Annotated in this window: 25 protein-coding genes and 1 pseudogene; 12 read left to right on the top strand and 14 right to left on the bottom strand. The window is 69.1% G+C overall.

Going from position 1 to position 23,351, the window contains the following annotated elements; genetic code table 11:
• Positions 1–138: 138 nt before the first annotated feature.
• From BIV25_RS10955 to BIV25_RS10945, 3 genes are all read left to right on the top strand, one after another.
• A complete protein-coding gene (locus tag BIV25_RS10955; RefSeq protein ID WP_071372035.1) occupies positions 139–681 on the top strand; it encodes a single-stranded DNA-binding protein in 543 nt (180 codons plus the stop codon).
• The gene (locus tag BIV25_RS10950) at positions 668–1,597 is read left to right on the top strand and encodes a DNA-processing protein DprA (protein ID WP_071372034.1); all 930 of its coding nucleotides are present in this window, start codon (positions 668–670) and stop codon (positions 1,595–1,597) included. The genes BIV25_RS10955 and BIV25_RS10950 overlap by 14 nt, the downstream gene beginning before the upstream one ends.
• 70 nt (positions 1,598–1,667) lie before the next feature.
• The gene (locus tag BIV25_RS10945; protein ID WP_071372033.1) at positions 1,668–1,859 is read left to right on the top strand and encodes a hypothetical protein; all 192 of its coding nucleotides are present in this window, start codon (positions 1,668–1,670) and stop codon (positions 1,857–1,859) included.
• Between the two features lie 24 nt (positions 1,860–1,883).
• Here the strand turns inward: BIV25_RS10945 and BIV25_RS10940 are convergent, their stop codons facing one another.
• On the bottom strand, positions 1,884–3,341 hold the full coding sequence (locus BIV25_RS10940; protein WP_177235234.1) for a hypothetical protein: 1,458 nt from the start codon (positions 3,339–3,341) through the stop codon (positions 1,884–1,886).
• A 457-nt stretch (positions 3,342–3,798) separates the two neighbouring features.
• Between BIV25_RS10940 and BIV25_RS10935 the strand changes: the two genes are divergently transcribed.
• The 9 genes from BIV25_RS10935 to BIV25_RS10890 all read left to right on the top strand — a co-directional run bounded on the left by BIV25_RS10935 (position 3,799) and on the right by BIV25_RS10890 (position 10,967).
• Positions 3,799–4,254, top strand: a complete 456-nt coding sequence (locus BIV25_RS10935; RefSeq protein ID WP_177235233.1) for a hypothetical protein — start codon at positions 3,799–3,801, stop codon at positions 4,252–4,254.
• A 4-nt stretch (positions 4,255–4,258) separates the two neighbouring features.
• Complete coding sequence (locus tag BIV25_RS10930; protein ID WP_305729319.1) at positions 4,259–4,765, top strand: DUF6248 family natural product biosynthesis protein; 507 nt, start codon at positions 4,259–4,261, stop codon at positions 4,763–4,765.
• A gap of 382 nt (positions 4,766–5,147) precedes the next feature.
• Positions 5,148–5,954 (top strand): phosphoadenosine phosphosulfate reductase, encoded by an 807-nt coding sequence (locus BIV25_RS10925; protein WP_256255745.1) that lies wholly within the window; start codon positions 5,148–5,150, stop codon positions 5,952–5,954.
• Between the two features lie 65 nt (positions 5,955–6,019).
• Positions 6,020–6,373 (top strand): hypothetical protein, encoded by a 354-nt coding sequence (locus BIV25_RS10920; RefSeq protein ID WP_071372029.1) that lies wholly within the window; start codon positions 6,020–6,022, stop codon positions 6,371–6,373.
• A gap of 111 nt (positions 6,374–6,484) precedes the next feature.
• Positions 6,485–7,390 carry a hypothetical protein gene (locus BIV25_RS10915; RefSeq protein WP_071372028.1) on the top strand — a complete coding sequence of 302 codons (906 nt, stop codon included), beginning with the start codon at positions 6,485–6,487 and terminating at the stop codon, positions 7,388–7,390.
• Between the two features lie 514 nt (positions 7,391–7,904).
• On the top strand, positions 7,905–8,162 hold the full coding sequence (locus tag BIV25_RS10905) for a hypothetical protein (RefSeq protein ID WP_071372026.1): 258 nt from the start codon (positions 7,905–7,907) through the stop codon (positions 8,160–8,162).
• Positions 8,163–8,365: 203 nt separating this feature from the next.
• Entirely contained in the window at positions 8,366–9,208 is an 843-nt protein-coding gene (locus tag BIV25_RS10900; protein ID WP_079176571.1) for a replication-relaxation family protein, read from the top strand.
• A gap of 135 nt (positions 9,209–9,343) precedes the next feature.
• The gene (locus BIV25_RS10895; RefSeq protein WP_079176570.1) at positions 9,344–10,201 is read left to right on the top strand and encodes a class I SAM-dependent methyltransferase; all 858 of its coding nucleotides are present in this window, start codon (positions 9,344–9,346) and stop codon (positions 10,199–10,201) included.
• 103 nt (positions 10,202–10,304) lie between these two features.
• Entirely contained in the window at positions 10,305–10,967 is a 663-nt protein-coding gene (locus tag BIV25_RS10890; RefSeq protein WP_071372056.1) for a Type 1 glutamine amidotransferase-like domain-containing protein, read from the top strand.
• A gap of 318 nt (positions 10,968–11,285) precedes the next feature.
• Here BIV25_RS10890 and BIV25_RS10885 read toward each other — a convergent pair whose 3' ends face one another.
• The 13 genes and pseudogenes from BIV25_RS10885 to BIV25_RS46770 form a co-directional block, all read right to left on the bottom strand.
• A complete protein-coding gene (locus BIV25_RS10885) occupies positions 11,286–11,858 on the bottom strand; it encodes a hypothetical protein (RefSeq protein ID WP_071372024.1) in 573 nt (190 codons plus the stop codon).
• Between the two features lie 16 nt (positions 11,859–11,874).
• Positions 11,875–12,603 carry a hypothetical protein gene (locus BIV25_RS10880; RefSeq protein WP_143076612.1) on the bottom strand — a complete coding sequence of 243 codons (729 nt, stop codon included), beginning with the start codon at positions 12,601–12,603 and terminating at the stop codon, positions 11,875–11,877.
• 513 nt (positions 12,604–13,116) lie between these two features.
• Positions 13,117–13,497: pseudogene (locus tag BIV25_RS10875) on the bottom strand (FtsW/RodA/SpoVE family cell cycle protein); the annotation flags it as partial.
• 406 nt (positions 13,498–13,903) lie between these two features.
• Positions 13,904–14,941, bottom strand: a complete 1,038-nt coding sequence (locus BIV25_RS10870; protein WP_079176569.1) for a hypothetical protein — start codon at positions 14,939–14,941, stop codon at positions 13,904–13,906.
• Positions 14,942–14,965: 24 nt separating this feature from the next.
• Positions 14,966–16,186, bottom strand: a complete 1,221-nt coding sequence (locus BIV25_RS10865) for an FtsX-like permease family protein (RefSeq protein WP_071372021.1) — start codon at positions 16,184–16,186, stop codon at positions 14,966–14,968.
• Positions 16,183–16,860: an ABC transporter ATP-binding protein gene (locus BIV25_RS10860; RefSeq protein ID WP_177235231.1), complete on the bottom strand. Its 678-nt coding sequence runs from the start codon at positions 16,858–16,860 to the stop codon at positions 16,183–16,185. The genes BIV25_RS10865 and BIV25_RS10860 overlap by 4 nt, the downstream gene beginning before the upstream one ends.
• A 10-nt stretch (positions 16,861–16,870) precedes the next feature.
• Complete coding sequence (locus BIV25_RS10855; RefSeq protein WP_079176568.1) at positions 16,871–18,421, bottom strand: hypothetical protein; 1,551 nt, start codon at positions 18,419–18,421, stop codon at positions 16,871–16,873.
• A 281-nt stretch (positions 18,422–18,702) separates the two neighbouring features.
• A complete protein-coding gene (locus tag BIV25_RS10850; RefSeq protein ID WP_071372018.1) occupies positions 18,703–19,182 on the bottom strand; it encodes a hypothetical protein in 480 nt (159 codons plus the stop codon).
• A gap of 695 nt (positions 19,183–19,877) precedes the next feature.
• Complete coding sequence (locus tag BIV25_RS10845; protein ID WP_256255747.1) at positions 19,878–20,351, bottom strand: DUF3515 family protein; 474 nt, start codon at positions 20,349–20,351, stop codon at positions 19,878–19,880.
• Positions 20,352–20,471: 120 nt separating this feature from the next.
• A complete protein-coding gene (locus BIV25_RS10840) occupies positions 20,472–20,696 on the bottom strand; it encodes a helix-turn-helix transcriptional regulator (RefSeq protein WP_071372016.1) in 225 nt (74 codons plus the stop codon).
• Positions 20,696–21,277, bottom strand: coding sequence for a DUF2975 domain-containing protein (locus BIV25_RS10835; RefSeq protein WP_256255743.1), 582 nt, complete (start codon positions 21,275–21,277; stop codon positions 20,696–20,698). Before BIV25_RS10835 ends, BIV25_RS10840 begins: the two co-directional genes overlap by 1 nt.
• A 654-nt stretch (positions 21,278–21,931) precedes the next feature.
• Complete coding sequence (locus BIV25_RS10830) at positions 21,932–22,942, bottom strand: protein-L-isoaspartate O-methyltransferase (RefSeq protein WP_071372014.1); 1,011 nt, start codon at positions 22,940–22,942, stop codon at positions 21,932–21,934.
• Between the two features lie 87 nt (positions 22,943–23,029).
• Positions 23,030–23,344, bottom strand: coding sequence for a lasso peptide biosynthesis B2 protein (locus BIV25_RS46770; protein WP_177235230.1), 315 nt, complete (start codon positions 23,342–23,344; stop codon positions 23,030–23,032).
• Between the last annotated feature and the right edge of the window lie 7 nt (positions 23,345–23,351).

The following is a 23,351-nucleotide window of genomic DNA, read 5'->3' as shown; positions in this document are numbered from 1 at the left end:
CGGAGCCGGCCTCGGCGGGGCAGGTGTCTCCCACCCCGGAGGAAAAAAGGGGAGTGACACCCACCATAGGTATTATGGAACTCGTTCGGATGGCTCCCGGGCACCGCCAGACAGTTCGTCGCATCGAGGAGTACCCCCATGAGCGGAGAGACCACCGCTGTCATCCGCGGCCGCGTCTACGGAACCGTGCAGCTGCGCCACACCGAACGCGGCACCCCCGCCGCCCGGTTCACCGTGGTGCAGGTCCCGCGCGAGTACGACCGAACCCGAGGACAGTGGCACGACGGCCAGCCCGTCCCGGTCATCTGCACCGTCACCGGGCCTCTCGCCCGGCACGTAGCCGAGTGCCTCACCGACACCGTCCACGTGATCGCCACCGGGAACCTGGCACTGCGCGACAACATGCTCCACCTCGACGCGGCCCAGGTCGGCGTAGACCTCGCCCACCACGTCGCCTACATCGACGACACCCTTCCCGCCGTCCTTGCCGGACGCGCCCCCGCCCCGGCAGCACGTGCAAGCGTCGCACCCGAGCCCGCGCATCGCGCCAGGCCGACCCTCCCGCCCCTCCCGCCCCGCCCGACTGCCGCTGCCGCCGCCGCACCGGCCGCCGACTGGTGGCAGTCGCAGGCGCGCAGCTCCTGGGACGCCGTCACCGCGCCCAGCCGTGCCACCCGCTGAGCGCGCTCCCGATCCCGCACCGCCCATCGCGGCAGCAGCATGCCCGCCGCCCCTTCACGGAGGTACACCGTGCCCAGCACCGCCCTGTCCGAGCGCGCCGCCCGCGCCGCGCTCGCCGTCCACTTCACCCCCCCACCAGGTCGCCGCCCCTCTCGCCCACCACTGCGCCGAGGACGTCTGGCAGAACCGGGTCCGCACCGACGCGACCGGCCGCCTGGCCCAGTACAAGCCGCGCGAGGAACTCGCCAACTCCCAGCTGACGTACCGGTTCGTCATCCCGTCGGACGACGAGTGGCCCGCCTCCCTGGCCGACCTCGGTCCCCACTGCCCCCTTGGACTGTGGGTCCGCGGACACGAGCAGCTGCCCCGGCTGACCGCCCGGGCCGTGGCCGTGACGGGCAACCGGAACGCCACCGCGCAGGCCCTTCGCCGAACAAAGGCCTTCGCCACCGCCGTCGCCGAGGCCGGGCACACGGTCACCGCCACACTCTCCTACGGCGTCGACACCACCGCCCACCGGGCCGCCGCCCGATCCGGGCGGGCAACACTCGCCGTCCTCCCGCGCGGCCTGGACCGCGCCCACCCGCACGACCACGCCCAGATGCTGACCTCCATCCCCGCGAGCGGCGGCGCGGTGATCAGCCTGTTCAAGCCCGGCACCCCGGCCAGCGGAGCAACACTGCGGGCCAGCGCCGTCCTGCTCGCCGCGCTCGTGCGCGCGGTCGTGCTCGTCGAAGCCCTGGACCACGCCGAGGCGGCGATGCACACCGCCGAGGCCGCCGCCGGCCTCCACCGGCCTGTGCTCGCCCTGCCCCCCACCGGCGGCCTGCGCGCCGACGGCAACGTGCGCCTGCTCGCCGAGCAGCGCGCCGTGCTGGTCCCGGATCCCGCGCACGCGCTCGCCGTCCTGCGCTGACAGCCCCACCGCCCCTCCGTGCCCGACCGACCGGCCGGGCACCAGCTCCCCGGAAGGAGTGACGGACAGCATGCCTCCCACCGCGTACACCCCGTCGCTGCCCGGCCTCAGCACCACCGACAGCCTGGACACCATCGTCAACTGGGGCCTGGGAGCTGACTCCACCGCCTGCCTGGCAAGGATGCTCACCGACCCCGCAGCGCACGGCATCGACCTGGAGCGCACCGCCGTCCTCTACATGGCCACCGGCAGCGTTCTCTAGCCGGTCTGCGTGTGTTGCTCTTGATCAATCCTTGTTGCGGTCCAACCAGCGCTTGGTCTCAGCCTTGATCTTGCTGTCGAGCCAGAGTTCGTCGGGGGTCCCGTTGAAGTCGCGGACGGTGTCGAGGAACGCCCGGTCCCTGCGGCCCGTGAGTTTCGGAGCGATCATGTCGAGCAGTTCATCCCACTTCTCGCGGGGCAGCTTGTCCTCCAGCCTTAGCCGGATCTTGCTGTTGGCGAAGGATCGGAGGGCGAATGCCGCCTGAAGGCCGTCGAAGCGGCCGATGAGTTCCTGGTAGGTCGGCTCCGCGTTCCAGGCCACTCCGTGCGAGTTCGTCAGGAATACATAGACGAGGTGGACGACGTAGCTGCGGGTGACCTGGGCGGGAATGTCTCCGTGGCGGCCGACGACGTCCTTCAGTCGCTGGGCCGCCGGGGGCTCCTCGTAGAAGTTGTTCCATTCCTCGTGGGCTCGCTTGAGGGCGTCCAGTGCCTGCTGGATCTCGGCGACCCGCTCGGACTCGGGAAGGTAGGCGGATCCGTCAACGAGGTCGAGCAGTTCCCGTGCTCGTGTCGCTCGGTCCAGGTCGACATTGGCGCTGAATCGGGCGAGCTTGATGCCGAACTCGTTGCGCGCGTCCTCGCTGACCATGGGCCAGAGCTCAGGCCAGAGCAGGCGGACGTTGTCGAGGACCTCGGGGGTCGCGTTCGCGGGCGTGTAGATGCCGAAGAGGCCGGCGGCCAGGTTGTCGGCCTGGTCCTGCGGCAGTCCGTCGAAGAACGTCGCGGCCTTCTTGAGCTCGTCGCTCGGCAGTCGCTTGGCTTTGACGTTGTGCAGCAGCTTGCCGATCTCGGCGACGACGTTGCGGGGCTTGAGCTGGAAGACCTCCTTGATGCAGGTCTCCAGCCACTCGGCCAGCTTGAGCCCGGTGAGCTCCTCGATGTTCGGATGCGCCGCGCTCGCGTGGTTGCGCATGTAGTTGATGTGGGCGAGCTGCTTGAAGGCAACGTCGCTGATGAGCTTGATCCTGTTGGCGGCTTCCAGCAGCTGGTAGTCACCGATCTCGGAGAGATCTTCGCGGGTCTTGAGGTTCTTGCGGCGAGCCGGGTCGGGCTCGGCCAGCTCGAAGAAGTAGTCGACGTCGAAGGCAGCGACGTGGTCCCGGAGCCGGTTAACCGTCTCGTTCCAGAGGTAGTTCAGCGCGGCGTCGAAGAGTCCCACCGACCCAGCCATGATCATCTTTGCGATGTAGGGAGCCTTCGCCCGCTCCGCGTCGGTGAGGTCCTCGATGACGCTGGGGGTGTTCCGGAGCAGGGTCTCCCTCTGTCTGGCCGCGACGATGATGTTGTCCGTGGGCAGACCCCAGTCTTCGAGGACCTGGAACATGAGGTCCTCGAACGCCTCCAGGTCCGCGCGGGCGGCCTGGACCGAGGTCTGCGGGCGGGAGACCGGCAGGTTACCGGTCGTTCTCTTGGGACTCATTGCGGATCCTTGTCCGAGTCAGGTTGCAGTTGCCTGGTTTGCGGTAGGAGTGGGCTGCGTCGGCTGGTGGCCAAGGGTCGCCCCGTGCCGGACACGCGGTTCTCACGAGAACATGTGGCTCTCGGAGTCCGGCGCCGGTCGGCACTTTGCGCCCGGCCTGAACCTGGAGCCGCTGAACCCACGACCGCGGAGTCGGGCGGGGGCAGCGCAGGTGATGACGCGCCAGTTCGGCATTCCCGATGATCAGTTTGTCGCATCAGATGCGGAGCGGGGAGGGATTTTCCCTTTTTGCAGGTCACCCGATCGAGGGGGAGCGTCTCGACTTGCCGCTGCGGCGGCTCGTCACCGCCGTTCCCGCGGCGCAAGCGGGCGGCGGGTCCGTCCGCCGGAAGGGGCGGCCCGCTGCTGCGGCGGGGTGGTGGGCAGGGCGGTGACACCCAGGGCGGCATCCCTCGCGGTGAGGGCCTCATTCCGTTCGGCCAGGGCCTCGGCCCGCCTGTGGGCCGTCGCCCCCGACATCCCGATGAATGCCGCGGCGACCCTGGCCCAGTCGCTGCCCTGGCTGCCGCAGATCCGTTCCCTGGACGTCCCGGCCGTCTTCGCCGCTCAGGACGGCAGTGAACACGGCCTCATCCCCTGGCACTTGATCGATGTGCTGTTCCTGGCGGGCTCCACCGAGTGGAAGACCTCACCGGCCGCCCGCCGCCTCGCCCTTGAGGCCCGCGAGCGCGGCCTGGCCGTCCACATGGGCCGCGTCAACTCCCGCCGGCGGCTGCATATCGCGCAGGCCTTCGGCTGCACCAGCGCCGACGGCACCTACCTCGCCTTCGGGCCCGATACCAACCTTCCCCGCCTGCTGGCCTGGCTGAACGAACTCCAGACCACCCCCACCCCGTTCCGAGACGACACATGACGACCTGGCTGCGCTACGTGGGCGCCTCGACCCCGTCCCCTCCCACGTGGCCTCCCCCATGCCCGAGGAGGCGGGCGCCTGGGTCCGCGCGAATGCCTGGACCAAAGCACTGGGCAAGATCGAGGACGCCTACCCCCACGGCTTCCACCGGTGGTGCTCGTGCGAGGCCGGTACCTGCCACCCCTGCCGCACCGGCCACCACAACCAATGCATCAGCGCAGGCGGTCCCCGCGTCGACGACCACGCCGCCATCACCGACCGGCGCGGCTTCGTCGTCGCCGTGATCCGCTACGGCCCCGGTCAGCGGCCCTGCCGCTGGATCTGCCCCTGTGCGCACGCCCCTGACGGCGGGGCCGGCGCGGCCGACACCGTCGACGTCGCCGAGGTACGGTCGACCACCCGCCGGGCGGCGACGCGCTGCTCGAAGTCCGTGTCCCCGCCACACAGGCAGCTGTCCCTCTTCGCCGGCGCCGGTCTGCCGGAGGAGGCCACGGACGGAGAGACGCCGTGATGGTCCCGAGACCTGCGCCGCTCCCGTTCGCGGACCTGCCGCTCCCCGCCTGGCGGGCCTCTCCCAAGCACTCGGTCCATGAACCGACACGCACCTGCTCTCCGGCGGCACCGTCCGCCCCCAATTCCCCGTCTGCTGCTCGCCGCACTGGAGTCGACAGGCCTGCGCATCCCACCAGCCGCCCGCCCGCCACACCCGATCTGACCTCGTACGATCTGCTCGCACCCCAGCTGTCCGGCGGGAAGGACAGCGCGGTCATGATGGCCGTGTTCATGGACGCCGCCCGCACCGCCGGCGTCGCCGACCGGGTATCTCGTACCACGCCAGCCTGGGCGTTCTGGAGTGGCCGTCCGTCGTGTTCGACGGCATCCGCTACCCAGGAGTGTCCGAGCTCGCAGCCCTGCAGAGCGCCGCGTTCGGGGTGCCCGCCGACCGGCACCTGGAGGTCACCCGGACGATGCCGGGACCGGACGGGACCCGGATGCCGCACAGTCTGCTCAGCGAGATCGCAGCGTACGGGCGGTTCCCCCGCTTGGGCAGCCCGTACTGCCGCAAGAGCGCCAAGGAGAGCGTGGTCTCCAGCGCCTGGACACCCATCGTCCGCCGGCTCGGGCGCGAACTCGGCCGGCCGGTGCGGATCCTGAAGGTCATGGGCCTGCGCAGCGACGAGGGACCCGATCGCAGGAAGCGTGCAGCCTTCCGTACGGTGCAGGCCAACGGCGCGCGGATCGTGGACGAGTGGCTGCCCGTCAAGGACTGGTCGGCCACCACCGTCAAGGAGTGGCACACCGACGCACCGGTCCCGTACTCCTGGACGTACGATTCCGTGCCCGGCGCCGGCGACTGGCTGGGCAACTCCCGCTGCTCCTGTGCGCTCTGCGGATTCGCCTCACGGCGCGACCTGCTGCTGTCCGTCAGCCGCAGGCCGCGGCTCGCCGACCTGTACGCCGAGGTCGAGCGAGTGCGGGGTGACAGCTTCCGCGCGGACTGGCGTATCACCGATCTGATCCGGCACGCCGAGCAGTGCGGTGCGCCCGACCCCGGCGTCGTCTGCCCGGACGACGAACCAGATTTCACCGTCCTCAGGGACCAGGTGCGGGCGGCGCTGAAGAAGGAGCCCCGCAAGAAGCCCGAACTGGCCCGCCGCGGCGGCCGCGCGCTGTGCGACGGCTGCACCATTCACAGCTGATACCCACCGCCCGCTGTGCCCCTCGGCACAGCGGGCACCCCTTACAGTGGTTGGAGGAGATGACCATGGAGATGAACCCCACCGCCCTGCTGCTCGACCTCACTGCCCGGGCCCAGCACGTGAGCGACCCGGACACGCTGCACAGCATGCTGGCCGCGGGCCACCGCGCCTGGTGCGAGGGCGTCGCCGACGTGCAGGCCGGCGTTGACCGGGAGAGTGCGAGCCTGTCCGACGCCCGGCTCGCCGGACGGTGCGCTGCTGCGGGCGCACCGTGGGAGCAGGGGATGACGCGCGGCGAGGCGGTCTCCGCTCTCGCGTTCGCGATATGGGACGCTTCGCCAGCCGCCATGGCCTACACGGAGCTGGGAGAGCGTGCCGCACGCTTCGGGGTGTGCCTGCTGGGCGAGGAACTGCTGTAGGCCGGTTCGGCGTCGGGCTGGACAGCAAACCCCCGCTTTTGGCATTATCGAACATGTCACGCCGTCCGGGGCGTCGGCACCGGCTTGCCGATCCTTGTTGAAGGGGCCCAGATGTCTCCCGCCGAGCGGCTCGTGGACACCGCGCAGATCGTGTCCGAGTTCGGCACAAGCAAGCCCCGGATCAGCGACTGGAGCAACAACCCCGACAGCGGCTTCCCCGCGGTCGCACACACCGAGGGCCGCAAGCGGTTCTGGCGCCACGACGAGGTCGCCGCATTCTTCGCACAGCGCGCTCCCAAGAAGCGCGCACTGCCGACCGCGGTACTCGAGGCCGACCAGGACGAACTGCTGACCAAGCGGGAGGTCGCCCGGATTCTCGGATACACCCGCACGTCGACCATCGACGGCTACTTCCGCGACCGGCCCGGATACTTCCCCGAGCCCGACGAGGACGCCGACGGCCCGATGTGGCGCCGCGGCACGATCGTCGCCTGGGCAGCCAACCGCCCCGGCAAGGGCCGGCGCAGCTCCGCACCGACGCCGGCGCTGCCCGAGGTGTCGGCGGACGGGGATCCCGACGCGCTCCTCGGCACCGCCGAGGTCGCCAGCCTGCTCGGCTACAGCAGCACGGCTTCCTTCTCCAGCGCCCTCTACCAAGGGCGCATCCCCGAACTGCCCGAACCGGACGCCCTGGAGAAAGAAGAAGGCAGCCGCGGCCGGGCCCGCAAGAAGTGGCGCCGTGCCACCGTCGTCGCCGCCGCCCGCATACGCGGGGTGCTGCCGCCCGCCGGACAGGACGAGACCGAGGACCTGGTCGGCGCCGCCGACGCGGCCCGGATCCTCGGATACAGCAACGCCGACAGCTTCATCAGTGCGCTCGGGCACGGGCTCCTGCCCGACCTCGAACAGCCCGACGGATACGAGTACCGGCGCGGCAGCGCCGGCCGTCCCCGTCAGCAGCGCTGGAAACGCTCCCGCCTCGAGGAGCTGGCCGCCCGCCGCTCCTCGACCTCCTGACCGCCGCGCGCCACGGCGCGCCGCAGGCGGGATACCGTAAGACCGCGGCTTCTGGTTTGAGGGATCGACGAACTCCCGGCGGGCCAGACGCCGCACGATGGCCGGCATGACGCGGTTCGCCACCGCGTCCCGCAGCAGCCACAGGCTGCTGCGGACCGGCCATCTCCGCTTTCCCCACAGCGCCCACAGCCCCCAGGGCCGCCGCTGCGCCCGGCCGCGGCCGCGCTTGCCCCGGCACAGCCCTGTGGTCGGGGCCATCGACCCCGACCACAGGCCCGACCACGAGGCTGTTTCCCGTTCGTGACCCTGGTCGGGGTCACGTGGTCGGGGGTTTGGTCGGGGCTCCGGGGTTTCCTCAGCAGCAACCGAAGCCCCTGATCCGAGAGAGCCACCTGCCCGTGGAAGGCGACCCCGTACCCGCCCGGCACGCTCGAAGATCCGGGGCAACTCTCCTCGATGACGCACTAGCCCGTTCCGACCGAGACCACCCCAACCCGCAGAGGATCACACCCCCATGAGCGGCACCTGGCCCTGCAACGGCTGCGGCATCACCAATGCCGACCGCGCATCGTGCGAGGCGTGCGGCACGAGCAGCCCGACCGCGACCGCTGCTGATCTCGCACAGACCGCCCTCAAGGACGCGGCGGCCGCCCGAGCGGCCCAGGTCGAGGAAGCCGCCCGCGGCAACCACCAGCTGGCCGACCATCTCGGCAACGTGGTCGATGCCCACCTCGACGACGTCCTCGCCCTGCGGCGCCTCCCAAGCGCCTGAGTCGAACCGCGAGCATTCCGCCCGGGCCGCAGGCCGGCCGCCTTCCCGAACCGCTGTCCCTTCCCGTGTGCAGAGCCACCCACCGCCCGGCTCCCAGGCCGCACGCGCGTACCGAAAGGACTCCCCCATTGACCAGCCCCGCAACAATCACTCCGGCCGCTGACCTTGCCCCCAGCCCCGCAGAACCGCTGCGCCACCAGGTCATGGCCGCGCTCGCCCAGCACCGCATGGCCACCACCAGTCAGCTGCGCCGGATGCTGCGACCCGGCGGCACACGACAGCTGCTGTCCCGCGTCCTGAACAAGCTGCGCTCCGACGGCTTCGTCAACTGCTCGATCCTGCAGGAGACACATCGCTCCCGTACCAACATCTGGTACCTGACGCAGGAAGGCTCGAATCTGACCCGCGATCTTCCCGCCCTACGGGGACGACCGCCCTACCCCATCACCTCCGCGACCGCAGCGTCGCTGAAGACCGCGCACACGCTCACCGTGCTGCGCGCCCACCTGCCCTTCGCGGAAGACGCCCGCCGGCTCGGGCACGAACACGGACCCTGGGACTGGACTCCCGAGGTATCCCACTCCATCGGCGAGGGAGAACGCATCGTGCCCGACGCCGTCATGCACTACACCGTCGTCAACGGTGAACACCGCCGCAAACTGCGCGCGTTCGTGGAAATCGACCGGGCCACCATGAGCAGCGAGCGCCTCGCCGTGAAACTCATCGACTACGCCCGGCTGTTCCGCTATGAAGCCCAGCCCGCCGGCCGCCGCAGGCCACAGGCCGCCGCCGGTCCGGCCTGGCTCCGCTGGTACCCGGTCTTTCCCCGCATCCTCTTCGTGCTCACCGGCGCCTCCCGCACCACGCTGGACAACCGGACCAGAGATCTCCAGGCGATGGTCGCCCATCACCCACTCGTAGCGGCCCTCTCCCGTGAGGTGCAACTGGGAGCAGCCGTCCTGGAAGACATCGAACAGCACAGTCCCTCCGGGTCAGTATGGGTACCACTGACCGGAGGCAAGCCCCGCCCGTGGACAGACTTGTGAGTGCCTGTTCTTGAGGCCGACATGACGTAACGGTGGTCGTGACGCTTCAACGAACGGCTCGTTGGATCTTCAAGGCTGTGAGGACGATCGGGAACTGCCAGGAACCGAACTGATGCAGCACACGTCTCCCGCACCATGATCTCTGACGAACACCACGAGCACGCGAGTTCCACCGGGCTCACCTCGCCGTCTGCGGTGACTGTGGATCCGCCGAAGGTCAACGACTACAACGGCTTCGCCGAGGCGTACACGGCCGAAAATGAAACCAACCTCATCAATGCCTACTACGAGCGACCCGCGATGCTGGCCCTCGCCGGAGAGGTGGCCGGCCGGCGGATCCTCGACGCCGGCTGCGGTTCCGGGCCCCTGTTCGCGGCGCTGCGCGACCGTGGCGCCATCGTGAGCGGCTTCGACGCGAGTGCAGGGATGCTGGAGCTGGCCCGGCGGCGGCTCGGCGACGCCGCGGACCTGCAGGTGGCGGACCTGGACAGCCCGCTTCCTTACCCCGATGACACGTTCGACGATGTAGTCGCCTCCCTGGTGCTGCACTACCTGGAGGACTGGGGGCCGGCACTGGCCGAGCTGCGACGCGTACTCAAGCCCGGGGGCCGGCTGGTCGTGTCCGTCGACCATCCCTTTGCCGTCAACCTCAGGCACCGCCAGGCCGGCCGCGAGGACGAGTACAAGTACTTCGACACCACCAACTGGACCGACGAGTGGACCATGGGCGGCCAGACCGCGCTGATCAGCCTCTGGCACAGGCCACTGCACGCGATGATCAAGGCCTTCACCGGGGCCGGTTTCCGGATCACGGTCATCAGCGAGCCGGAGCCTGATCCAGCCGCCCGCGAGCTGTTCCCCGAAGCCATCACGGCCAAGCCGCGCTTCCTATGCTTCCTGTTCTTCGTCCTGCAAGCCGACTGGCACCCGGATACTCCCACCACCACGTCACTGGAGTCAGACACCTCCCGTGGTCTGACTCCTCACGTATAGGGCCATGCGGCGGCTCGAAGATTAGTGAGTGCCTGCTCCAGATGCAGCCATGTTGGCGAGCCGCTGCTTGTTGACGCATGCGGCTTTCCTCGGGAAGAACATGATGAAGCTTCTCCTCACCGACTCCGGTATCAAGAACGCGAGCATCCAGGATGCGCTGGTCGATCTCCTGGGTAAGCCGATTGCCGAGGCCAGCGCCCTGTGCATCCCCACCGCAGGGTATGGGGGCCCCGGCGCCGATCCGGGCGGGCCATGGCGATTCATCAGCGGACGATCTCCCAGCCCCATGACCGAGCTGGGGTGGAAGTCGGTGGGTGTGTTGGAGCTCACCGCGCTGCCCAGCATCGAGGAAGCGCTCTGGGTCTCCTGGGTCAGGGAGGCCGACGTCCTGCTGGTCAATGGCGGTGACGCGCTGTACCTGTGCCACTGGATGCGGGAATCCGGGCTGACTGAACTCCTGCCGTCACTGCCCGACACGGTTTACGTGGGACTCAGCGCCGGGAGCACGGTGATGACTCCCCGCGTCGGGGAGGACTTCGTGGGCTGGAAGCCGCCCACCGGCGGCGACAGAGCGCTGGGCGTGGTTGATTTTTCGATCTTCCCGCACCTGGATCATCCGGCTTGCCCGGAGAACACCATGGCTGCGGCAGAACGATGGGCGGCCAGGATCGAGGGTCCGGCGTATGCGATTGATGAACAGACCGCTATCAAGGTGGCCGACGGCGTCGTGGAAGTGGTCTCCGAGGGCCACTGGAAGTTGTTCTAGTACTTCCGCCTGTCGGACAGCGTGGTGCCGTGGGAAAGTGAATTCCGGCCCGGAGTCCGTGGGCCGGTGCGGGTGGAGTTGCTGACCGTGAACTTGAGAACGATCAGTCCCGCTGGGCTTCGCGTGAGGCCGGCTGTCCGCTCCTGCGGGAGGACCGGCGGGTGATGCGCCTAGACCAAGCCTCACCCCCGCGAACGCGGCCCACGCCGATCACCGACCCCGACCGGATCACCCAACCGGACGTACGACGACGCGACCAACTCCGCGGAACCCTCCACGAGCACCGGCACGTCGCTCGGCCCATCGTTCGACGAGCTCCTACGTGGCCGAGCAAGCCGTGCATTCGGAGATCTTCTCCAGGCGGTAGGTGACCCTGCTCTCGCCCCAGTAGCAGCCGTCCGGGCAACTTTTGATCGTGTGGTTTCCTTCTCCCTCCCTCGCCACGTTGATCCGCTCGTCGAGCTTCATCACTCTGTCGTCACCGCTCGAGGCGTCCCAGTCGGTGAGCTCTCCCTGGAAGCGGAACTCTCCGTTGGGTACCCCGTCCCTGACGGTGATCAGCCGCTCGCTCCAGAGCTTCCAGTCGTCACTCGGCAGCTGCAGGGGGCCGTTGTAGGTCTTGGGGCTGGAGGCGTTGTCGTACGACCTGGACCAGATCACGTTGTCCTCGAAGGTGATCCTGCCGTACAGGTCGGCGCCGTAGTCGGGCTCCCCAGGGGGGTAGTCCCCGTTGTTGACGATTCGCACCTCCTTGACGGTCATGCGCCAGACCTGAGTTGAGCACTGTCGCTTCAGGAGGTGCCCGTCGGCGGCGGCCAGGACGCTGCTGGTGAGCAACAAGGCGAAGGCGGAGGGGAGAGCAAGGGCCAGGGTGCGGATTGGACGGTGCATGGCTGAGGGACTCCCATCAACTGCCGAAGTGCAGGAAGACCGGAAGGTGGTCGGACTGTCCCCCGCCGCGGTTGTGTTCCGTGCGTGCCATGGTCGGCAGCGTCAGCGTCCTGTTGATGACCGCGTAGTCGATGACGGCTCCGCTGGCGGGACGGGTGGGCTCGCTGGGGGCGACCTGGAGCGTCGTACCGCCGCCCTGCGAGGCCCAGTTGTCCGGCAGGCGGTTCCAGTCACCCGCCGCGATCCACTGTCTGCGCCCTCTGGCCGCCATCTCGCATTCGATGGCGGAGACGATGCGCGGCGCGTCCCAACCCGCACGGCCACGCCCGGTGCTGGCCTGGGCGGAGGCGTGCACGGTGAAGACATACTGGTCGATGTCGGTGGGCAGGATGCCGAGGGCCGGTCGTACGGACTGGTGGGCGGGGTTGGTGTCCCAGGCGATGACGACGTCCCGGGCGCGTTGCGCGGCGGGGACGACCATGGCGAGGTTGACCCGCCCGTTCCCGCTCGGTGACGTGTCCGTGCGCATCCAATAGAGGTAGAAGTCACCACCGCGGGAGCCGCCCGGCCGCCACAGGTATTCGGCCACGGTGCGACCGTTCTGGGTCCAGGTCCTGCCCGGCACCGGCTGCGCCGAGGCAGGGGGTGCGCCGGCCTCCTGGAGTGCCAGCACATGGCTGGTACGGGCGAGCGGATAGACCCTGGTGAGCCAGATGCACTCACCCGACGTTGAGGAGCCTTGCATGTTCCAGGACTCCACCGTGAAGGACGTCAGAACACGCGGTGTGAATCCGGCGCGGGGGGAGAGGAGACCGGTGGAACACCCCTCGGCGACAAGGGGCCTGTCGAGAACGCCGGCGTAGCCGACCCTGCCGGCCGCGGCCGCGGTGCGGGCAGCGGCAACGTCCGCGGGAGCCGTCGAGAGGAGAACGACGGCCGCGACCGAAGCCCAGCGTCCGGCACGAAATGACATCATGGCCCGGCCTTCTCTCAAGGGAGACCTGCACACATGGCGATGCGCCAGCCCGCCACAGCTGACGGTAATGCCGGGTATGCACGTGCGCATGGCGAGAGCGGTGCGTGAATGTGCCATATGGCCGGTAACCGCCAGTGGAGGGACCGACTGGCCCCCGTGCCCCTCCATGCCTGACCGCTCGCCTCGGCTTCGTCCGCCTCGCCATATGTGTGCGGCCAAGCGGTGCATGGCCCCCTGATAAGCGCCGGCTCGACCGCGTGGTCACGGAGACGAGTCCATCCGAGCCTGCACCACGGCGCGGCTGTCGGGGTACGGCCGGTCGCCCGCGTCGACCTGGGCCGACAGCAGCATCGCCATGCCCAGGACGATCGCGACCTTCACGAACTCCGAGGGCTGGAGCGAGAATCCGCCGCCCAGCACGATCCAGTTGCGGTTGCCGTTGATGGTCGCGCCGAGCGGCGTGAGCACCAGCAGCACGCCGAGGACCGAGACGCCGTAGAGGACCGGCACGGCGTTGCGCAGGGCGCGGTGGCCCAGCCAGAGGGTGCCGGTCATCAGGGCGAACCCGATGCCGAGGTTCATCAGGTGCCGGACCAGGAAGTAGGTCGGGTCGCCCTGGTTGATCGCGTTGCGGTTGCGGGTCGCGGAGTAGACGAGCAGCGAGGCAGTGCAAGGCGGTCTGTGCAGGAGCGATCTAGCCGGTGCCCGGGCAGAAGGTCATCGCCGCCGCCTGGACCACCGCGCTGGCGGTGGTCGGCGTGAGCTGACCCGGGGATCGCCTCGCGCCGTGCCCTGCCGCGCGAGGGTCCAGGCGGCAGGGCACGGCGAGTGTCACATCAGGTTTCGCGCAGTGGCCGGGCTGGGGGCTACTCACCAGGTGCGTCCTGTTCGCGTCGTCCGGGGCTGGCTGGTTACCGGGGCACGCCAGCGAGGGCTTCCACCGGGTTCATGGCATTCCCCGTCTGCAACGGCCGGCCCGGCCGGGTAGTCCAGGTCCACGGTGTGGATGACATCCAGCTGCCCGATGTGCTCGGCGGTCCCGGGATGCTCGCTTGGTGGTGCTTACGTGTCAGGAGTTCAGCAGGGTCCCTGGCAGGTCGAACTCCTTCGTGGCGCCGGTTGTCAGGTTCACCCGCGTCACTGTTTTCTCGGTGTAGACCAGCCAGCCTGCCGGGGTGGGGGTCAGGCCGAGGGCCGACGCCACGCCCTTGACGCGGGCGCGGTGGAGTTCCTTGCCGGTGGTCGCGTCGAGTTCGAGGAGCTCGGTGTCGCTGCCGGTGGACGCCGCGATCACGATGGAGGAACCGGTGGCGGCCACCGCGTCGGCCCGGCCGCCGTTCACCGAGACCGTCGTGGCAGCCGGGGTGCGGGTGACGGTCGTCTTCAGGGTGCTGGAGTGGCCGGACGTCGGGGAGCCCACGATCACGGGGTGGCCGCCCGAGCAGGCGAGGTTGTTGATGTCCACACCGTTCGGCGAAGGTACGGGGGTCACCGTGCCGTGGGTCAGATCGGCGACGTAGACCTTGGTGTCTGCGGCCAGGCAGACGGTGTCCGAGGCGGGGTCGGAGGCGGCGAGGCCGATGGTGCCGGGGATCTTGAGCTCGCGCTTGGTGGTCCAGTCGGACGGGTCCTTGACCAGCACGCTGGACGCGGCGGTTTTGCCTGAGGATGTGGTGTCCGGGAGCCCTGCCACCTCGGCGACCAGGGTCTTGCCGGGCAGGATGCGGCGTAGCCGCTCGTCGCCCGTCATGCCGTCGAGGGCGTGGTCCTTGCGGTTGACCTGGTAGCGCCGGTCCGGCTTGTCGCTCTTGCGGGGAACGGTCAGAATCCAGCGGCCGTCGGCGAGTTCGACGATGTGCGGGCTGACCGCGTCGGTGTCGTCGGACTGTTGCGGCACCACCGCGAGGCTCTCCGCTCGCGCCTTGTCAGGATTGATGCCGACGACGGTCACCAGTCCGTCCACTTTGGCGACGGCGAAGGTCGTGGATCCTTTCCAGTCCTTGCCCAGTTCGACTCCGCCCGGGCCCGAGCAGGCCGCTGTCATGGCGGTCGCGGAGCCGAGCACGGCCAGCAGGAGGGCACGCCTGTGCCTGGTTGTCTTCGTCATCGTGCGAGGCGCCATCGGGGTGGCTCACCAGTCCTTCATCGCATCAGTGGGGGACTTCGTCGCGGCTCGGCGTGCCGGGAGCAGCGATCCTGCCGCCACGACCAGCACGGTCAGCGCGATCAGGAGCAGCAGGGTGGCGGCTGACGGCAATGGCACCCAGCCCTTGACGTAGGGCGCGAGCTCCGTGCTGCTGCGCATCAGTGCCGCGCCGATTCCGGCGAGCGCCGCGCCGAGCAGTGTGCCGATCAGTGCCGCGACCGCGCCGGCCAGCGCCATTTCCGTGACCAGCATGGTCAGTACCGCGCGGGTGCGGAAACCGACGGCCTTGAGGATGCCGATCTCCTGCGCCCGCTGGCGCGAGAGCGCGCCGGTGACCGTGACCGCGGCGGCGAACGCCAGCACCGCGAGTACACCGAGCAGCACCTGGCCGACCACCTTGATCAGTTCGAGCGTCGCGGGCAGTGCGTCGAGCTGCTGTCGCAGGGTGACCGCCGGATATCCGAGCTTCTGCACCGCCCGCATCACGCTCGGCACGTCGTCCGCCGTCTTGGCGACGACGGTCAGCTGGTCGTAGCCGATCGTGCTCAGGTACCTGTCTTCCGGTTCCCCGGACCGCTGTGCCGCCCAGGTCACGACCATGGAGTCGGCCGCGTAGGCGGCGTCCGGGTCGTCCAGCTGCCAGGTGGGGTCGTAGACGCCGACGAGCCGGGCATGGCCGGTGACTCCGGTGCCCTCGCCCGGCCGTACGAACCGGGTGGTCTCGATCTCGATCTCCTGGCCCACCAGTTTGCTCAGATCCACGCCCTGCGAGGTGGCCGGGGCCACGATCTCGCCCGGCTTGAGCGGGAAGAGCTGCTTGCGTGCGGACTTGGTGACCGGCGGCGTGAGTGCCGAGCGGTACGTCGTCGCGTACAGCAGGACGGTGTCTCCGGCCTTGGTGCGGACGCCGAACGACACCTGTGCCCGGTGCTGTACGGACTCGACGTTCTCCAGCTTCGCCAGCCGGGCGGCGGTAGAGTCCGTCAGCTGCGCGGTGCCCGGGCGGTCGCCGTCGGGCTTGTCGACGGTGATGCTGCGGTTGGCGGCGCTCTCCTTGACCCCGGAGTCGGTGGCGTGCTGTGCCCGGTCGGCGATGCCCAGTGCGCCGAGGCAGACGGCGGCCGCCACCGACACCAGTGCCACCAGGCCGAACAGCCGACGGCGCAGGGCACGGACGTTGGCCAGGGCAAGTGTGAAGACGTTCATGCGGAGCTCTCCTCGGTCACCAACGCCCCCTTGTCCAGGCGGTGCACGACATCTGCCGCGTCCGACACGGCCGGGTTGTGTGTCACGAGGAGCACGGCCCGTCCCTCGTCCGCGAGTTCGCGGAACAGGCCGAGCAGCATCTCCTCGCTGTCGGTGTCCAGGTTTCCGGTCGGCTCGTCGGCCAGCACCACGGGCGGATCGTTGACCAGCGCCCGTGCGAGCGCGACCCGCTGCTGCTCGCCGCCGGACAGCTCGCTGGGCAGATGGTCGGCGCGCTCACCGAGGCCGACCCGTTCGAGGAGCGCGCGAGCGCGCGTCTCGCCGTCGGCGCGTCGGCCGAGGTACGGCAGGACGACGTTGCGCAGCGCCGAGTGCTGGGGCAGCAGGTTGTACGACTGGAACACGAAGCCGAGGCGGCTACGGCGCAGGTCGGCGAGGCCTCCGTCGCCGAGCCCCGAGGTGTCGGCGCCGTCGACGAACACGCGGCCCTGGTCCGGCTCGGTCAGCAGCCCGAGGATGTGCAGCAGCGTGGTCTTCCCGGAACCCGAGTGGCCGACCAGGGCCGTGACCTCGCCTCCCCTCACGCCGAGATCGATGCCGTGCAGAACGTCGACCCTCCTTCCCCGCAGGGTGTAGGACTTGCCCACACCCTCGGCCCGTAGCAACGCGCTCATCGAACTCCGCTCACTTTCCGTTTTCCTCGGTGCCCTTCGGCAACCAGCCCATGGCGCCGTGCAGTTGTCGGTCCAGCGTCCACACGGCCCAGGTGGTCTTGAGGTCGCAGGCGTGGTCCCCGCCCCCGACCTGGTACAGATCGGGCAGCCCGGGGCAGCCCTTGTACGCCGTGACGCCGCGCTCCAGGGCTTCACGCAGAGGCGTGTCCAGGGCGCCACCGAGCAAGGAGTAGGCCCGTACGGCCAAGGCGTAGTCGTAGACGGAGGTGAACCGGTCCGGGTTCCGGGCCCACTGCTCAAAGGAGCCGGCGGTGAGGCGGGACGGTACGGAACCCCGCTTGCCGGCGTCGGCAAGACCGACCGTAACGGTGGCTGCGGCGACCACCCCCTGCGGTGTGTCCAGTCCCCAGGTGCCGATCTGCGGCGTGCGAACCGTAACCCCGGCGTCGGCGCAGTTGAGGGTGGTGCGCTGCCATTGGCGTGCGTTCTGCTCGGTCACGGCGACAGGCAGCACTGTCGGGTCGGCGCACAGCCGCCGGGCCTCGTCGCCGGTGCCGCCGTCTGCCGCGACCTTGCGCAGGGCGGCCCTGTTGAGGCGCTCCGCGCCCTCCTGACTCACGTCGCCGGACTTCTCCTCACCGTCGAGGGCCGTGATCAGGCCGGGGTCCTGGCGGGACCAGCCCGCCAGCGACCGCAGCCGTTCGACGAAGAGGGAGGCGTCCGGGTCGCCGAGGTAGGAGTCGGGATCGCGTACGGTCCCGTCGTCGAGCCGTTCGCCCTCCAGCCGCTTCACCACCGGCGCGAACACACTGTCCGGCGATCCAGCGCCCTTCAGGACGTGGACCAGGTAGTAGAGCTGTTCGTACGGAAGAGTCGCCGCACCATCCCGCAGCACCGCCTCCCACGTCGTGCGGTCGACGTCGGGCCGCTCGCCCGCCGCCTCCTGGATCAGTACGTAGTGGTAGGTGTCGTTCAGCCGGTCCGCCCTGGTGCTGGGCGTGAGGTGCGCGAAGTCGTCCGTGTGGGGCGCCGCGATCCCGGTGAGAGCGGCAGGCACGGGCTCCTTGAGCAGGTGCAGCGCGCTCGCCAGCGCGGCACTCTGGTCGAGAGGACGATGCTTTCCGGCCAGCGAGCGCAGCCAGTCGGCGGTGACCGACCGGTCCGCAGGCGACAGATCCCCGAGCCGCCCCAGCGCCTTCAGAACGTCGAGGGCCGCCCACGTGGCGCCGAGACGGGCCGCGTCACCGTCATCACCGAGTGCGGAGTCGACATACCAACCGCCCTTCGCCCGCTGCTTGTCCACGGCCTTCGCGTCGGCCCCGCCGAGCGCCTCCGAGGCGCCGGCCTGCCGCAGCGCGATCAGCCAGTCGCGGCCCCAGAGCGACGAGGACTCCAGTGCTTCACTGCGCAGCGACGAAACCCGCGCGGCGGGCGCGCTCGTCTTGGGGTCGCGGCCCAGTTCGGACAGCGTCCGCAGCGCAAACGACTGCGCCTGGGGACCGGCCGGCTGCTCACGCAGGAAGGGCGGGTAGTAGTAGCCGTTCTCCTTGCTGACCAGCAATTCGAACTGCCTGGCCGCGGCGGATTCCTGAGGCCTGGAGTCCCCGGACGCCGATGTACATGAGGTCAGAAGAGCGGCGGACACGGCCACCCCGACAAGACGGCGTACCGGCTTTCTGTCGCGCGGCATCGCACCGAGTTTCACCGAACGCCCCCGTGCATCGTTCAACGAATTGTTTCCAAAATTCAAGTGGCCGGCTCACGCGGAAAGGCGCCACACCGCCGGGCCCTGACGGTGTGACACCTCAATTCAGCTCGAGTGATTCAGCTCAGCGACGCGGATCAGGCGGCGCCGGCGTAGGCGCACTTCTCACTGACGTTGATCGAGCTGGTCACCTGCGCCGAGCCGCAGCTGCGGGTCGACACGTACACGGTGGACCAGTTCGGGCGCATCTGACCGTATGTGTCGGAGATGTTGGCGTTGGTGTTCTTCCAGCGGACCTCGCCCAGGGAACTGCTCTTCATCGTGAGCGTGGCCTCGGGGTTCTTCGAGATCTTGATGGAGACGCTGACGCCGTGAGCCTCCAGCTCGGCGCGGTTCTGAATCCACTTGGCCTTCGCCGGGTTGCTGCCCGACATCTTCGTGGACGCCTTCCAGTCGCAGGCGCTCGAGTAGGCGCCGCAGTGCCAGGCGTTGATCGAGATCTTGTTGCCGCCCGGCAGGCCCACAATAGTGGAGGCGGAGGTGGCCTGGGCCGGAGTCGCCGAGAACGCGAGAGCGCCGACCGCGAAAGTGGCAGCAGCCCCGGACATCAGGCGCATACGTATGCTCTTATTCAATTCGTTATCTCCCCGTGAGATTTCCGAAACGGCTCTTCTTGGCCGAGCCGTCGGATACGGCGCTCAGGTCATCGTGCGCCGATTGCGGCTCCAATTAGTACATGACAAGAGTCCAGTGGCTCAACTTTATCGGTCAACGTAAAGAGTTGCCCATGTCACATGAGGGAATGGAACCGGAACACGGAAAGCTACATCACGCTGACCTCGGGATCTCGAATTGCCCGGATTCACCTGGTTGGGTCTCTTTGCAGGTAACCTCGACTTGATGTCCCGCTGGACCTGCCATAGGCCGCGTGGGCCGGTCCGGAGCATGGCGCCCGGGGCTTCCCTTTCATGTTCATGGAGGAGGACGGCTTCGCCAGAGGCGGTGGCGAGGCAGAGAGACTCGCCCTGGGTGCCTCCGCTGAACGACGGCCTGCCGGCTCGCTGCTCGCGCCAAGCCGCCGATTTGGGACCGCCCAATACCAGCCACCTACACCCGCAGACCCCGCTACAGGCACATCCGTGAGGAACGCAGCGCCTTCCCGCGGCTTGTCGCCGCTACGCGGCGTCGACTTCACACGGAACGCCTGCGGCACCAGCCATGGGCCAGGGGCAACCGCACGACCCATGCCAGGACCTCGACCAGATGCTTACCAGCGGTCCCGCCGCGGAAGGGGAGGCGGAACTGTTGAAGTTCAGCCCTGCTTGGTGCATGCCTTCTGCTTCGCCAGTCCCGACACGATCCCGGACACCTCACCGATGACGGCGTCCTTGTCCTTGATCCGCTCCGACATCGTGACCTCGGCCGAAGGGCTGCGCCCGTACGACAGGACCGTCTTCACCCCGTCGTGGGTCTTCTTCTCGTTCACGACCCAGTCGACTCCCTTCACCGACGTGCACGAAGCCGACTCCGGAACGTCAGAGATGTTCCCGCATCGGAGAACAACGTCACCGTCCCCCCATACGGCCACCCCCTTCTGCCCGGAATCGTTGCGCTCATGTCCCCCCAGCTTCTGCGGCGCCTTGCCTACCAGACCGGAACATGCGGCACTGTCACCTCCCGGAGCCCCGGACACGTTGTAGGAGCGCGACGAAGTCCCGCACGCCGCAAGAGCGGCAGCACACACAGTGATCGCACCGACCTGTGCCAAGCGTCGGCCAAAGGTCATCTCCATGAGTCATCCCTCATCTAGGTCACCCGGTTACGGGCTTTCTTCGGTCAAGGGCGCACCGCAGGACGCGGCACGCGGCACTCTCGTACGGAACACCGGCCGCGCCAGTGGCCGGGTTCAGTCCTCACGAACGCTGAGCAAGTCGCCGGGCTGGCAGTTCAGTTCACGGCAGAGGGCAGTCAGGGTGGAGAAGCGGATCGCCTTCGCGCGGTCGTTCTTCAGCACGGAGAGGTTGACCACCGTCACCCCGACCCTGGCCGCCAGTTCGGACAGCGTCATACCGCGCTCGGCCAGCAGCCGGTCCAGGTGGACCTGGACCCGGTGTTCCTCCTCCGGCGGCATCAGACCAGCCCCTCGGTGTCGGCGCGTAGCTTCGTGCCGCGCCGGAAGACCTCGCCCAGGGCCAGGATGAGGAAGGCGAGCAGGACGTACTGGCCGGTAAAGGTAGCCGAGAACGGGATCTGGCCGGCCGAGGAGGTGCCGCTCACCAGCGCCTGTGTGGTGAGCGCGGGCAGCACTGGGGAGAGGACCGCCTGCACCAGCACTGTGAGTCCCATTGCACTCAGGCGTCGGGCGTTCTTCGGTACGAAGACGTCGCCGTTGCGCAGGGTCCTGGCCATCTGAAGGAGGAGGACCAGGATGAGGAGCAGGAGCAGGCTGCCGATGACCTGCGGCAGGGCGAGCAGCAGCCGCTGGCCCAGGCCGGGGTGAGAGAAGACGAGGTCGGCCTGGTGCGTGCCGGTGAGAGTCATGCCGTTGCCGGCCGCCGCGTCGGTTACGGCGCCCGGTACCCGGGTCGTGGTCCCGACCTTGACCTCGCGGGTGTCCACCGGGTCGATGAGGCCGACCACGCCGAGCGCCGGGAGCAGCACCCCGAAGACGCCGACCAGTGCAGTGGCCAGACCCAGAGCTGCCTCCAGCAACCGATTGCCCCTCTGGCCCCACCAGGACTTCGTACCCATAGTTCCCCCTGCCCCGAGCGTATCTATCGCTTATCGATAGCATCGATAAGCGATAGTATCGATAAGCGATAGGTGCGCTGTCAAACTCAGAAGGTGATAGCGGGTCAGTTGGGCCTCATCAGAGTCCCAGGGATGGCACTACCGTTGACAGAACAGAAGATCCACAACACAAGGCGACCGCCGAAGGCCAATCAGCCCTGGATGGTCCACTCCGGCACACCCACAGACGAGCGTCACAGCACGAAGAGAGATGAATGGGCGCCATCGTGATCACGATGGCGCCCATTCCGTCGGTGCAGCTTGAGTACTTTCGTCGGCGCCCCGGCGAACCAGGTGAGGGACGCGTTGGGCATGCTCCTGGCCGATGCCGACCTGCGGCAGGCCATGGCGGAGCGGGCCCGTGCGTACGGCGGTCCGGACGCGGCCGACAGGCTCGTGGACGAGATCCTGACCGCCGCCGCACCAGCTGACCGGCTACCGGCAGATGTGGAGCGTCGGCGAGGACCGCGGTTGCCGACCTGCTCGTGCCGGCACCGTTGTGTCTCCAGTCCAACCCACCGAGCTCGCCCGCGCCCTTGACGATGAGTTCGTACCGCACCGTCAGAGCCTGCGGCCCTATCGGGACAGCCGCAGGTGCCAGCCGTCATCGTGGCGGACAAGGGTGGGAGTGTAGGTCTCGGGGGCCGGGCGGCCGGCCTGCTCCCAGGAGGTGAGCCAGCCGCGCAGGACGGCCAGGGACGGGGAGTCGGGCCGGTCGGCGAGGAGCGTGCCGTCCTGCTGGAGGACGGCGGCCGTGGTGGGGGTGGAGTGGCCGATGGCCCACAGGTCCGGGCGGAGCCCGGCCATGGTCAGCTGCGGGTCGGCGAGGTGAGCGGCGAAGGTGCGCCAAGACGGCCAGTCGACCTCTCCGGCGGCGTACGGCTCGGTGTGGGCGTCCTTCAGCAGCAGGGTGAGCGCGGTGCGGGCGCCGGTGTGCAGGTGGTCGTCCTTCTCGCGCCAGGCGATGGAGATCCACGACGGGCCGGGGACCCGCGTCTCCCCATCCACCCACCGGCCGGGCAGGTCGAGGTTGTCCTTCGGGGAGGTGGTCGCCTCGATGTACCCACCGGTGAACACCGCCTCCACGGACGGCTCCCCGCCGCGGATGCGGATCTTGGCGACCACGGTCATGTTGGGCACGGGAGCGATCGGCAGCGGGGCGACGATCAGGCCGCCGTCGGTCACCTGGTCCGCCCACGCCTTGGGCAGCAGGGGCGGGGTGCACCAGGCCACCATCCGGTCGTACGGCGCCTTGTCCGGGAAGCCGGCGGTACCGTCCGCGGCATGGCAGCGGATGTTGGCGAGGCCGCGCTCGTGGTGAATGAGGTTCGCCCACTTCACCAGGTACGTGTCGATGTCGAGGCTGGTCACCAAGCCGGTGGGGCCCGCGAGTTCGGCGAGCAGGGCGCCTGAGTAGCCGGAGCCGGTGCCGAACTCGGCAATGTTCATGCCCGGGCGGACGTCGAGGGTGGTGAGTTCACGGTGGATGACCTGCGGGTTGGAGCGGTGCGGGGTGGCGCCGCGGCCTTCGTGGTGGGTGTAGTGGCGTTCGGGGACGGTGGTGGCGGCGTCGGTGACGGCGGTCAATGCTCACTCCTTCGAGGGGCGGGGCACTCACATGCGACAACTGCTCCCGGCGGGTGAGGGACACGCGCCCGGCAGCGTGCGGGCAGGTCAGATCGTCAGGGCGGTGTGGCGGTGCCACCCGGCGGCGGTGTATTCACTGACGGGACCGTGCCCGGGCAGGTCGGCCCAGGCGTGGTACACGACCGGCGGCGGGGCGAAGCGGGCTCCAAGACACCAGTTAAGGCACTGGCGGAGCAGGGCCGCGGCGAGCACGGCACCCAACGAGGTCTCCATACAGGCGGCGCGTCCCGGCCACAGCCGGGCAGTGTGCCGCACGGCTCCCACCAGGGCCTCGGCCCGGTCCGTGCCGAGCGCGGCTCCCCCGCCCCCCAGCGCTGATCCCGTTAAGCGTTCAGGATTCACCCCGTGG

Origin of the sequence: Streptomyces sp. MUSC 14 (genome assembly GCF_001866675.1) — a bacterium.
In the GTDB taxonomy this organism is placed as follows: Bacteria; Actinomycetota; Actinomycetes; order Streptomycetales; family Streptomycetaceae; genus Streptomyces.
Note: the sequence above shows the minus strand (reverse complement) of the source record. Positions and strands in the feature narration are given on the sequence as shown.